Consider the following 12117-nt stretch of genomic DNA (forward strand, 5'->3'; position numbering starts at 1 on the left):
CCTGAAACCTCCCTGCAACGCCGCTCCCACCTGCCACGGGCGGGAAATCACACCGGGTGCACGCCGATTGATCTGCCGGAACAGCGGCGTATCCTGACGGCGCATCCATCTATGCGCGGCACCGGGTGTCCGGAACAGAGGACGATGGTGCTCTTTAGGGTAATTTTGTGCTCGCCACCCTCGCCACCAATGGCCCCTTCCGTCACACGATCTCGCTGCCACGCCGGCGTGACCGGCTGCACGTGATGCCGACCAGCACCGGTTACGAAATCGCCACCGCGCCTTCCTACGACTGGGACGGACGCAAGCGCGGCAACACCCCTTTCTCGATCCTGCAGCACACCATCGCCGGGACAGGCAACCTGCATTACGAAAGGCGCCGCTACACCATCGGCCCGGGCGAGACCATGCTGGTGACGATTCCCCATGCTCACCGCTATTGGGTGGAGCAGGGCGAAAGCTGGTCATTCTTCTGGATTGCCATGTGTGGCCAGGAGGCGCTGCGCCTGCACCGGGCGATCCTTGCCGCCGCAGGCCCGGTCTTCCGGCTGCGTCCAGAGACGATTGACACCCTGGCGGCCATCTCCATCGGCCTCGCAGATGGTGGACTCGCCGCCGGCAAGGCCTCGGGCCTCGCCTACCATGCGACCATGGCGCTTCACGATGATCTGATGGCCCGCCATGAGTCCGGCCCGGATGCCGGCGGGCATCTGGCGATCGGCCGCGTCACCTCCCACATCCGCCGCCATCTCGACCAGGACCTGGAAGTCCCGGCGCTCGCCGACATAGCGGGGATGAGCCGCGCCCATTTCAGCCGGACCTTCCGAGCCGTCGCAGGGGTCGCTCCCTCTGAATTCGTGATGCGTGAGCGCATGCAGCTGGCCACGCGGCTGCTCGTCAACGGCCAGCTCAGCATCAAGGCAATCGCCAGCACCTGCGGCTTTGCCGATCCAAACTATTTTGCCAAGGCATTCCGGCGCACCTTCGCCATCAGCCCATCCGAATTCCGCACCACCGGTATGTACGCCGCCAGGTCGGCGGGAACCTGAAGCCAGCCCTTTATCTTTCCGATGAGCTTCTCACTGCCCCTTCTTGGCCTCGTCCAGCCAGCGCTGTGCCGCATCGTAGTGGCGTTGCTGCATGGAACCCGACACCATGCGGATGGCAGCGAAGAGGATGGCGGCGTCATCCGTGTAGCCGAGACCGACCATGAAGTCGGGGATGATGTCGAAGGGCAGTACGAAATAGGCGAGCGCGGCAGCCAGCGTCATACGCACCCGCATCGGGGTTTCCCGGTCGAGCACCGTGTAATAGGCGGCGAGCAGATCGAGGGCGAAAGGCACATGCGCCAGCACCCGCTTCAGCTTGGGCAGGAACTGCGCGCGCAGATCGCGCTCGCGCTGCTCGAAGCCTGCATCGGCGTCATCGGACATACGGGACTGCGTGACCATGGCACCTACCTTTCGCGAGAGGATGTGGCCCCGTTAGGGAAGGTTTCAATGGGCCGCATTCCATTGCTCGAAAATAATTGGGCAACGACTGGCGCGCCGGTTCCGCATCGGCCCTTGCGCTTCTAACATGGCAGGCAAACGCGATTTACGGCGCGAATCCATTGCGTCCGACCTCGCAACGGGATATCGCATCGCAACAAGATTATAATGGGTCGAAACTGGAGTTTCTTTCCCGATGGCCGATCCAAAGCTATCTGCCGACAGACCCCTTTCCCCTCATCTCCAGATTTACCGCTGGCCCATCACGATGACGATGTCGATCCTGCATCGCGTCACGGGCGGCGCGCTTTATGTCGGCACGCTGCTTCTGGCCTGGTGGCTGCTGTCGGCCGCGGCGGGCGCGCAGGCCTTCGCCTGGATGCAGTGGTTCATCGGCTCGCCCATCGGCCTGCTCGTGCTCTTCGGCTACACCTGGGCGCTGATGCACCACATGCTCGGCGGCATCCGTCATTTCATCTGGGATCTCGGCCATGGCCTCGGACCGGGCGACCGCGACCGTCTTGCCCGCTACAATCTCATCGGCTCCATCGTGCTAACGATCCTCATCTGGATCATCGGCATCTGGGCGCTCGGCGGCTCGAACTGAGGAATGGGCATGAGCAACAAAAGCCTCAAGACACCGCTTGGCCGGGTCCGCGGCCTGGGAGCCGCCAAATCGGGCACCCAGCATTTCTGGCTGCAGCGCCTCACGGGCGTGGCCATGGTGCCGCTCACCGTCATCTTCGTGTTCACGGTGATCTATCTCGCCCGCGCCAGCCAGACCACGGTGATCAACACGCTCAGTTCGCCCCTGATTGCCATCTTTCTTTATCTTTTCATCATCGCCGGCGTCATCCACATGCGGGCCGGCATGCAGGTCATCATCGAGGACTATGTCGAGAAGGAGGAACTGAAGATCGCGGCCGTGATGGCCAACACCTTCTTTGCCATCTTCATCGGGGCGGCCTGCCTCTATGCCTTGCTGAAATTGAATTTCGGGATTTGATCGATATGGCCGACGGCTCCGTTTCCCAGCCTGCCTCGAGCGGCAACGCCTATCCCATCACCGATCACAGCTACGATGTCGTGGTCGTCGGCGCCGGCGGCGCGGGCCTGCGCGCGGTGGTCGGCTGTTCCGAGGCGGGCCTGCGCACCGCCTGCATCACCAAGGTCTTCCCGACGCGTTCTCACACCGTTGCGGCCCAGGGCGGCGTCGCCGCCTCGCTCGGCAACATGGGACGCGACGACTGGCGCTTCCACATGTACGACACCGTCAAGGGCTCGGACTGGCTGGGCGACCAGGACGCCATCGAATATCTGGTGCGCAACGCACCGGCCGCCGTCTATGAGCTCGAACATTGGGGCGTGCCCTTCTCGCGCACCGAGGATGGCCGCATCTATCAGCGCCCCTTCGGCGGCATGACCACCGACTACGGCAAGGGCATTGCCCAGCGCACCTGCGCGGCGGCAGACCGCACCGGCCACGCCATCCTGCACACGCTCTATGGTGCTGCCCTCAAGCACCACGCCGAGTTCTTCGTCGAATATTTCGCCATCGACCTGATCATGGACGAGGAAGGCCAGTGCCGCGGCATCGTGGCGCTCAAGATGGATGACGGCACCATCCACCGCTTTCGCGCCCACCGCACCATCCTCGCCACCGGCGGCTATGGCCGCGCCTATTTCACCGCCACCTCCGCCCATACCTGCACGGGCGACGGCAATGCCATGGTGCTGCGCGCCGGCCTGCCGCTGCAGGACATGGAATTCGTACAGTTCCATCCCACCGGCATCTACGGCGCCGGCTGCCTGATCACCGAGGGCGCGCGCGGCGAGGGTGGCTACCTCACCAATTCGGAAGGTGAGCGCTTCATGGAGCGCTATGCCCCCTCGGTGAAGGATCTCGCCCCGCGCGACATGGTCTCACGCGCCATGACGATGGAGATCCGCGAGGGCCGTGGCGTTGGCAAGCTCAACGACCACATCTTCCTGCATCTCGACCATCTCGATCCGAAGATCCTGCATGAGCGCCTGCCCGGCATCTCCGAATCCGCCCGCATCTTCGCCGGTGTCGACCTCACCAAGGAGCCGATTCCGGTGCTGCCGACCGTGCATTACAACATGGGCGGCATCCCCACGAATTATCACGGCGAGGTGCTGACCAAGAAGGGCAGCGACCCGGATGCCGTGGTTCCCGGCCTGATGGCGCTCGGCGAGGCGGCCTGCGTCTCCGTGCATGGCGCCAACCGCCTGGGCTCCAACTCGCTGATAGACCTGGTGGTGTTCGGCCGCGCGGCGGGCCTGCGCTGCGCCGAGATGCTCAAGCCCGGCGAGAAGCATCGCGACCTGCCGGCGGATTCGGCCGAAAAGGCTCTCTCCCGCCTCGACAGCCTGCGCTATGCCAAGGGCTCGACGCCGACGGCGGAGCTGCGCCTCTCCATGCAGCGCGTGATGCAGAACGATTGCGCGGTCTACCGCACCGGCGTCTCGCTCGCCGAGGGCAAGGACAAGATCCACAAGGTCTGGAAGAGCGCCGACGACGTGCGCGTCACCGACCGCTCGCTGATCTGGAACTCCGACCTGATCGAAACCCTGGAGTTCGACAACCTGATCGCGCAGGCCGTGGTCACCATGGACGGAGCGGAGAACCGGACGGAAAGCCGCGGCGCCCACGCCCGCGAGGATTTCCCCAACCGCGACGACCAGAACTGGATGAAGCACACGCTCGCCTGGGCCGACACGGAGGCGAAGACCGTTACGATCGACTACCGCCCGGTGCACACCTATACCATGTCGAACGACGTCCAGTATATCGAGCCCAAGGCGCGCGTGTATTGAGAACGAAGGCCCGGTTCCACCGGGCGTTCAACATCCCTTCGGCATATAGCCCCAGCCGGACAGTTGTAGCAGACCTGCAAGAGACCTGATCATGGTTCAGCTCACCCTCCCCAAGAACTCCCGTGTCGTCAGCGGCAAGGTCTGGCCGAAGCCGGAGAGCCAGAAGAACCTGCGCGAGTTCAAGATCTACCGCTACGATCCCGATGGCGGCTCGAACCCGCGCACGGACACCTATTTCGTCGATCTCGACGATTGCGGGCCAATGGTGCTGGACGCCATCATCTGGATCAAGAACAAGGTCGATCCGACGCTGACATTCCGCCGCTCCTGCCGCGAAGGCATTTGCGGCTCCTGCGCCATGAATATCGATGGCTCCAACACGCTGGCTTGCACCAAGGCGATGGATGACATCAAGGGCGCCATCAAGATCTACCCGCTGCCGCATATGCCGGTGGTGAAGGACCTCGTGCCCGATCTCACGCGCTTCTATGCCCAGCATGCCTCGATCGAGCCCTGGCTGCAGACCGACACGCCGATGCCGGAAAAGGAATGGCGCCAGTCGCATGGCGACCGTGAGAAGCTCGACGGCCTCTACGAGTGCATCCTGTGCGCCTGCTGCTCGACCTCATGTCCCAGCTATTGGTGGAACGGCGATCGCTATCTCGGCCCCGCCGCCTTGCTGCAGTCCTATCGCTGGCTGATCGACAGCCGCGACGAGCGCACCGGCGACCGCCTGGACGAGTTGGAGGATCCCTTCAAGCTCTATCGCTGCCACACCATCATGAACTGCGCCCAGACCTGCCCCAAGGGCCTGAACCCGGCCAAGGCCATCGCCGAGATCAAGAAGATGATGGTAGCGCGTCAGGTTTGAATGGATGGGGCGCGATTGGAGTGTCGATCTCCAGATCGACATTCTTGGAAACGGCGCGTTTGTGGGTGAGGAAGATGGCAGTCGGAGACTGCCACTCCGTGTTTGAGGTCCCTGGCCTGGTGAGGTTAGCGCTCCCAGCTCAATTCACCGGTCCTGTGATATCGACATCGTCCACCGGCGCCTGCTTTGCGAGGCCGTCGCGCCCGAATTGCGGCGAGGCGGCGGCCGGGACGGTCGCTGGGGCGTGGATGGAAAGCTTGGGCAGATGGAGGGCCGGCTCGACCTGGCGGCCGGCTGGCGTCGCGGCGGAGGTCACCGTCGACAGGGCGACCAGCACGGCAAGGGCACCTGAGGCGGCCATCGATGTTCTCCGGCGAGAGTCACGTTCGGGCCACACCTTCTCGAATTTGATTTAAGCAAGCCTTAAGATCGCCTGGGTTATCAAAAAATCGACACAGAGTCGGTTCAGCACAACTTGAGCCGATCGGGAACAAATGACCTTCCGTAACGGCAGACATGCCTCGCATCGTATTCTTTGCTATCGAGGCGCTTCTTACTGTCACGCCGTGTGCCAATCTGGTATTGGCACCTTTGAGCGTCACCTGATTTGGAACCGGATGGACCGATGAAATTATACGCGCTGGTACTTCTTCCTTGTGCCCTGGCTCTGGCTTCCTGCGCGTCATCGACCCGTCTTGGAGACACATTCGATTTCGGCGCCCGCAAACCCCCGCCGGACAACCGCCCGATCGCCGCGCCCGAGCCGCTGATGGCCGCACCCACGGAGCAGGTTTCCTCAGAGCCGCTGCCCCCAGCCGGCGGCGGTGGCGTGACGCCGGGCTCCTCGGTGGCCGTGCCCGGCGGCCCCTCCTCGCAGAGCCAGGTCGCCGCCTTGCCCACCACGCCAGCGGCGCCCTCCACGGGCGGCATCGCCGGCTCTTGGAAGATCTCCGACGCGGCCCGCGGCAGCTGCGGCATCTCGCTGACCCGCCAGACCCTGCTCGACGTCTACCGCGCCACGCCGTCGGGCTGCCAGGCCGGGTCGCTTGCCAAGGTCAATGCCTGGCAGCAGCGGGGCCAGGAGATCGACCTGCTCGAGCCAGGCGGGCGCACTGCCGTGCGCCTGTTCCCCACTGGCGACGGCGCCTATGAAGGCGCGGCCACGATGTCGGGCGCCAAGATCCGCATGACGAGATAACTGGGAGCGCTGCTTTCCTGGGATCGCAGGCATCCCTGCCTGCGATCCCAGGAAAATCACATCCTGCTCACCGCCGGCGCCCGGCCATGCGGGTGGATCTGGGTGTCGTGCTCGGTGAGGAAATAGCGCCGCGCGATGTCCCAATAGCCATCGTAGATCAGCCCGCCATTCTCCTGGATCAGGCGCTCGCGGTTCTGCCGGTACCAGGCCGGGATCTCGTACCAGGGCATCGTCGGGTTGTCGTGATGCACCACATGCAAATTGTTGTAGAGGAACAGCAGCCCGAACAGCGGCGCATTCTCGACGATGGCCGTACGCTCTTCCACCTCGCTCTCCGCCCGGTGCTCGGCGAAGGAGCGCACCAGCATCAGCGCCGTGGCCGGATAAACGACAGCCAGGAAATAGACGAGCGGGTTGATGCCGCACACCAGCACCAGCCAGGCCAGCACCGCCAGCGCCTGGAGAGCATGGCTCGCCCAGATATGGCGGTGCATCGGCTCGTCTCTCCACACGGCCCGGGCTTCGCGGGCCAGGAAAGTCGACATCGCACGCGCGGGACCAATGGTCACGCGGCCCAGGAAGGTGGCATTGACCCGGATGAGCAAGGCATGGATCGGGCTCAGCCTGTCCCACTGCTCCTGCGTCCAGTAATGCGATTCAGGATCGTCGAGCGGGTCCGTCAGCCGTTCGTCGCGGTGATGGATGAGATGGCTGATGCGATATGATTCGTAAGGCAGCCACAGCAGCAGCGGCCAGCAACCGATGAAACGGTTCAGCGTTCGATTCGTGGTGGGATGGCCGTGAATGATCTCATGCTGCAGGGAGGCCTGCCACGCCACCGTCCAGCTGCCGAGAAGAATCCAGAGCCAAAACGGGATCGAAGCATGAAAATAGGTCAATAACCCCCAAAGACCATAGATTAAAGCAGAAAGAGCTACGGTCGGCCATTCGACCGCCCGTCGCGCCCTTCGCGCTTGAATCGCAGCCTTAGGCATTCAAATTACTCCACATTATCGCGAATCATGCAGGCAAATCACAAATTACACAAGGATGATGTTGTAGCAGGACATTGACATCTGTCGTTTTTTGTTCTCTTATGTGTACTCTTTCATCATTTGTTGATTGTTGTAACCAAATGGAGCGGCCATGGCACATCCCAGCGCGGCTCAAGGCTTCCGCGACCGACTGGAGCGCGTGATTGCGCAGACCGGCCTGAACCAGGCGGGCTTCTCCCGCCATGTCGGCATCGACCGCTCGACGCTCTCCCAGCTCCTTTCCCCCGAGAACGATCGCCTGCCCCGTGCGGAGACGCTTGCCGCGATCGCCAAGGGCTGCCGCATTTCAATCGACTGGCTGCTGGGCCTCTCTCAGCGCGAGCAGGTCGGCGCCGAACTGGTCGAAGCCGTGCTCACCATCGAAACGCAGGCCCACGCCCCCTTCGACGAGCGCTTCCTGCGCTGGCATGCCGAGGCGGCCGGGCGCAAGCTGCGCACCGTGCCGATGACCTTCCCCGACTTCATGAAGACCGACGACGTCATGCATTTCGAATATGCGGCGGCGCTTGGTCCCGATCCCAGTCCGGCGCTGGCGGATCGGCGGCGCCACGTCGTCGCGTCGGTCCGGGACGGTGGCGAGATGGAGGCCTGCGTCTCGATCCAGGCGCTGGAGGCCTTTACGGAAGGCGAGGCCCAGTGGCAGGGCCTCGACAGCGCGACCCGCCAGATCCAGCTCAACGCCATGGCCGCCCTGGCGGAGGAGCTTTATCCTACCCTGCGCCTGCAGCTCTACGATCTCAGGCAGACCTACTCGGCTCCCTTCACCGTGTTCGGCAATTCGCGCGCGGCCGTCTATCTCGGACCGACCTATCTGGTGCTGAATGCCAGCGAGCATATCCGTACGCTGACACGGCGCTTCGACGACATCGTGCGCACGGCGGTGATCCAGCCGCATATGGTGGCCAGCTATCTGCGTGAGCAGGCGGCGACACTGAGCCAGAAGGCGGCGTGACCTTCCCGGGACCGCCCAGGCGCACTAACTCTGCGGGGTGAGGCGCGATTGGAGTGTCGATCTCCAGATCGACATTCTTGGAAACGAGGCGTTCTGCTAGACAGAAAGATGGCGGTCGGAGACCGCCACTCCGCGTTTGGTGCGCTTCCTCCCACAAAGTTGGCGACATGGGCGAGATACCTGGGGTCTCAAGAAAGATGAACGCTGCATGAACGGCTGCTTGCGGGAGTATTCACACATTCCCAGTTAGGATGGTTTCACGATCTGGTTTGGAGTCGCATCATGTCCCGCCGAGCCCTTATCGGGGTTATAGCCGGTCTTGGCCTCCTGACCGGCGTGAGTACCGCGTTTGCACAGAACTACATGGATGACGACGCCCCGCCGCCCCCACGCATGGGCTGGAACCGCGCCGTGCCGCTGCCGCCGCCGAATGCCGACATCGGCGGTGACCAGTTGCTGCCGCCGCGGACGATCATCGGCAGCCTGTTCCGGCGCGGCTATCGCGATGTCGATATCAAGCGCGTGCGCGGCGACAGCTACATCGCCGAGGCGAGCGACCCGCAGGGCGGGCGCGTGCTGATCGTCGTCGACGGTCATACAACCGAGATTACGGGTCTGCGCCAACTTGGCGGGGACCGGCCTGCTGCTCCCCGTCGCTGGGACGACAATGGCTGGCTCCCCCCGCGACCCTGGGGTGGTCCACGCTGGTAGGCTCGAGGTCTTCCTCGATAGCACGGCGTGATCCGGAGTAGTCCGGCAGCCCGCCTGCGCCCGAGCGCAGGCGGGCTTGTTTTCGGCATGTCATCCCGGACGAGCCGCGATGCGAAGCAGCGTGGCGAAGATCCGCAAGCCTCAACAGGAGAGTTTCCAGTCTGCGGTCTCCGTACCTCTGGTTCGATCCGACTGCATCGCGGCACTTCTCTCAGCGGTTCGTCCGGGATGACCGCGGCGGAGAAATAGTGCTATGGAGCGGGTATCCCTCCATTCCCTAGGTTCCATGCAGCTCTTCGATTGCCCCGAAAATCCCTGTCCGGACGGCGCCGTCGTCGAGATGATCACCACCCGTGACGGGGTGGTATTACGGACTGCCCGTTGGCCGGCCCTGTCTCCCAGGCCCAAGGGCACCATCTGCCTGTTCCAGGGGCGCTCGGAATTCATCGAGAAATATTTCGAGGTGATCCGCGACCTGCGTGCCCGCGGCTTCGCCGTGGCGACGATGGACTGGCGGGGCCAGGGTGGTTCAGACCGTCTGCTGCTCGACGGCCGCCTCGGCCACATCGACGATTTCGCCCATTACGCCCCCGACATCGAGGCGTTCATGCGCCAGGTCGCGCTGCCGGAATGCCCGAGCCCTTTCTACGGTCTCGCCCATTCCATGGGCGGCGCCATCCTGTTCGCCAATCTGCCGCCCAGCACCAGCTGGTTCGAGCGCCTGGTGGTGACCGCGCCGATGATCGACCTCGGCAGCAAGCCGCCGGCCGCCCGCTTCCTTGCCCGCTTTCTCGGCGGCTTAGGCCTGTCCAGGCACACTGTGCCCGGCTTCTCGCCCCGGCCGGTAGGGTTGAAACCCTTCGAGGGCAATCCGGTCACCTCCGATCCCCAGCGCTATGCCCGCGCTGCCATAGTCCCTCGCGAGGCACCGGAGCTTGCCATCGGCGCGCCAACGATCGGCTGGGTCAGGGCCGCCTTCGCGGTGATGGACCATCTCATGGACCCGCGCTTCGGCGCGGACTGGCGAATCCCCACGCTCATCTTCCTTGCCGGCGAGGACCGGGTGGTTTCCTCCCCGGCGGCCAAGCATTTCGCCGCCAAGCTCTTCGCCACCAAGGCCGTGAATATCCCCGGCGCTCGGCACGAGATCATGCAGGAACGCGACACCATCCGCGATGTGTTCTGGGCCGCGTTCGACGCGTTCATTCCGGGAACGAAGTGAGGGCTGTGTCGCACGAGGTTCTCTCCGCGGACGTCGCGCTGCCCCTCACCTCTATCCTCTCCCCGTAAGGACGGGGCGAGGGGACTTTGTAGTCGGGGCTCGGCTTGAAAGGGCTCATCTCGCTCAACCGGCTGGGCGAGATGAGTCGGCGTAGAATAAATCTCGCCGATTGCGCCCCCTCGCCCTGTTCTTACGGGGAGAGGATGGAGGTGAGGGGCTGCACGACTTCAGGAGATAGTGAGGGCCAGCCCCCTCAATACTCCGCCTGCAGCAGGGACAGCGCCGCTGCATGCACACGGGCATCGCCGGCCGCCACGATGCGGCCGCCCGCCTGGGCGGGGCCGCCGTCCCAGGTGGTGATGACGCCGCCGGCGCCCTCCACGATCGGGATCAGGGCGCAGATATCATAGGGCTGCAGGCTCGCCTCGATCACAAGGTCCACCAGCCCCATCGACAGCATGCAATAGGCATAGCAGTCGCCGCCGTAGCGCGAGAGCCTCACCTTCTCCTCGATGACGGCGAAGCGCTTCTGCTCCGGCGGGGCCATCAGGCGCGGCGTCGTGGTGTAGAGCACCGCTTCGGCAAGGCTTGCGCAGGAACGCGTCTTCATCACGCGCTCACCGCCCGGGCCACGATATTTCGCCGAACCGCCGTCGCCGGAGAAGCGCTCGCGCGTGAACGGCTGGTGCATCATGCCGTAGCAGGGCTGGCCGTTGCGCAGGAGGCCGATCAGCGTGCCCCAGCCGACCATACCGGAAATGAAGGATTTGGTGCCATCGATCGGATCGAGCACCCAGACGAACTCGGCGTCGAGGTGCTCCGAGCCATATTCCTCACCCATGACGCCGTGGCTGGGGAACATGGCGCGGATCTTCTGGCGAATCACCGCCTCGGCGCCGCGGTCGGCCTCGGTGACCGGGTCGAAATTGACGCCGCCCGATTTGTCCTCGGCGACCAGCGCGGAGCGGAAAAAGGGCAGGATAGTGGTGCCCGAAACGCTCGCAAGCTCATCCACGAAGGCTTCGAAATCGACAGGCGCCATCATACTCTCCACGCTGCCTCGACAGTGACCGGCCTCGATGCTGTAGAGCAGTTTCGAGTGGGAGAAAACCGGTTTTAGAGCGTTTTGCCTTCGGAGTGTGTCATCAAGAATCGCAACGTGCCATTGATGCCAACACGTTAATTTGGAAATCCGTTTCCACCAGAATGCATTTTGCTCAAGAAAAGAAAACCCCGCCACGAAGGCGGGGCTCTTGTCCTATGCCGGCGGCAAACGCCGGCTCAGGTTACTACTCGTGAACTATCACTGGCAAACGCGCACGCGCTCGATGTGATAGCCGTAATCATACTGGTTCGGCACGCGCTGGCGCTCGAACCAGCAGCGGGGCTGAACATAGACCGGAGCAGGCGCGGGCTCATAATAACCGTCGTCATAATAACGATCGCGATTGGAAAGAGCGCCGCCCAGCAACAGGCCACCGACCAGGCCGGCAGCCGCACCGCCGGCGAAAGCGCCGTTGCGGCCATATTCGGCCTGAGCCGTACCGGTAGTAGCCACCGCAGCACCGGCAACCGTGGCGAGAACCAGAGCCGATGCAAGAACCTTCTTCAACATGATCCACTCCTCACAAGGGGTGTTTAGGGAAGCGCGGCCGCTCGGCAGCACTCTGTGCCCTTGAATTGATAGGGTGCACTCTAAAGCCTAGGACCTGAATGGACTATGAACACGACAGACAGGATCGGCTCATGGCCGTTCTAGACGGCGCTTTCCTACCTGCAA

Annotated in this window: 14 protein-coding genes; 9 read left to right on the forward strand and 5 right to left on the reverse strand. The window is 63.6% G+C overall.

Features of this window, described 5'->3' with window-relative positions:
- Positions 1–167: 167 nt before the first annotated feature.
- Complete coding sequence (locus ACMDCR_RS31515) at positions 168–1049, forward strand: AraC family transcriptional regulator (RefSeq protein WP_413990398.1); 882 nt, start codon at positions 168–170, stop codon at positions 1047–1049.
- A 30-nt stretch (positions 1050–1079) separates the two neighbouring features.
- On the opposite strand, the gene ACMDCR_RS31520 is transcribed toward ACMDCR_RS31515, so the two are convergent.
- The gene (locus ACMDCR_RS31520; RefSeq protein ID WP_413990399.1) at positions 1080–1451 is read right to left on the reverse strand and encodes a YkvA family protein; all 372 of its coding nucleotides are present in this window, start codon (positions 1449–1451) and stop codon (positions 1080–1082) included.
- 235 nt (positions 1452–1686) lie between these two features.
- Between ACMDCR_RS31520 and sdhC the strand changes: the two genes are divergently transcribed.
- From sdhC to ACMDCR_RS31540, 4 genes are all read left to right on the forward strand, one after another.
- On the forward strand, positions 1687–2097 hold the full coding sequence (gene sdhC, locus ACMDCR_RS31525; RefSeq protein WP_413990400.1) for a succinate dehydrogenase, cytochrome b556 subunit: 411 nt from the start codon (positions 1687–1689) through the stop codon (positions 2095–2097).
- 3 nt (positions 2098–2100) lie between these two features.
- Positions 2101–2496 carry a succinate dehydrogenase, hydrophobic membrane anchor protein gene (gene sdhD / locus ACMDCR_RS31530; RefSeq protein WP_413990401.1) on the forward strand — a complete coding sequence of 132 codons (396 nt, stop codon included), beginning with the start codon at positions 2101–2103 and terminating at the stop codon, positions 2494–2496.
- Positions 2497–2501: 5 nt separating this feature from the next.
- Positions 2502–4328: a succinate dehydrogenase flavoprotein subunit gene (sdhA, locus tag ACMDCR_RS31535; protein ID WP_413990402.1), complete on the forward strand. Its 1827-nt coding sequence runs from the start codon at positions 2502–2504 to the stop codon at positions 4326–4328.
- Between the two features lie 91 nt (positions 4329–4419).
- Positions 4420–5199 carry a succinate dehydrogenase iron-sulfur subunit gene (locus ACMDCR_RS31540; RefSeq protein ID WP_413990403.1) on the forward strand — a complete coding sequence of 260 codons (780 nt, stop codon included), beginning with the start codon at positions 4420–4422 and terminating at the stop codon, positions 5197–5199.
- 139 nt (positions 5200–5338) lie between these two features.
- Here ACMDCR_RS31540 and ACMDCR_RS31545 read toward each other — a convergent pair whose 3' ends face one another.
- Entirely contained in the window at positions 5339–5560 is a 222-nt protein-coding gene (locus ACMDCR_RS31545) for a hypothetical protein (protein WP_413990404.1), read from the reverse strand.
- 264 nt (positions 5561–5824) lie between these two features.
- On the opposite strand from ACMDCR_RS31545, the gene ACMDCR_RS31550 reads away from it, so the two are divergent.
- Entirely contained in the window at positions 5825–6397 is a 573-nt protein-coding gene (locus tag ACMDCR_RS31550) for an AprI/Inh family metalloprotease inhibitor (RefSeq protein ID WP_413990405.1), read from the forward strand.
- Positions 6398–6453: 56 nt separating this feature from the next.
- On the opposite strand, the gene ACMDCR_RS31555 is transcribed toward ACMDCR_RS31550, so the two are convergent.
- Positions 6454–7296 carry a fatty acid desaturase gene (locus ACMDCR_RS31555; protein ID WP_413990406.1) on the reverse strand — a complete coding sequence of 281 codons (843 nt, stop codon included), beginning with the start codon at positions 7294–7296 and terminating at the stop codon, positions 6454–6456.
- Positions 7297–7543: 247 nt separating this feature from the next.
- Between ACMDCR_RS31555 and ACMDCR_RS31560 the strand changes: the two genes are divergently transcribed.
- The 3 genes from ACMDCR_RS31560 to ACMDCR_RS31570 all read left to right on the forward strand — a co-directional run bounded on the left by ACMDCR_RS31560 (position 7544) and on the right by ACMDCR_RS31570 (position 10337).
- Positions 7544–8404, forward strand: coding sequence for a helix-turn-helix domain-containing protein (locus ACMDCR_RS31560; protein ID WP_413990407.1), 861 nt, complete (start codon positions 7544–7546; stop codon positions 8402–8404).
- A gap of 282 nt (positions 8405–8686) precedes the next feature.
- Positions 8687–9115, forward strand: coding sequence for a hypothetical protein (locus tag ACMDCR_RS31565; protein WP_413990408.1), 429 nt, complete (start codon positions 8687–8689; stop codon positions 9113–9115).
- Between the two features lie 253 nt (positions 9116–9368).
- Positions 9369–10337, forward strand: a complete 969-nt coding sequence (locus ACMDCR_RS31570; protein WP_413990409.1) for an alpha/beta fold hydrolase — start codon at positions 9369–9371, stop codon at positions 10335–10337.
- Between the two features lie 253 nt (positions 10338–10590).
- On the opposite strand, the gene hisN is transcribed toward ACMDCR_RS31570, so the two are convergent.
- The gene (gene hisN / locus ACMDCR_RS31575; protein ID WP_413993776.1) at positions 10591–11379 is read right to left on the reverse strand and encodes a histidinol-phosphatase; all 789 of its coding nucleotides are present in this window, start codon (positions 11377–11379) and stop codon (positions 10591–10593) included.
- A 261-nt stretch (positions 11380–11640) separates the two neighbouring features.
- Positions 11641–11952 (reverse strand): hypothetical protein, encoded by a 312-nt coding sequence (locus tag ACMDCR_RS31580; RefSeq protein ID WP_413990410.1) that lies wholly within the window; start codon positions 11950–11952, stop codon positions 11641–11643.
- Positions 11953–12117 lie beyond the last annotated feature (165 nt).

The sequence above is a fragment of the Labrys okinawensis genome (genome assembly GCF_047345005.1).
GTDB lineage: Bacteria > Pseudomonadota > Alphaproteobacteria > Rhizobiales > Labraceae > Labrys > Labrys okinawensis.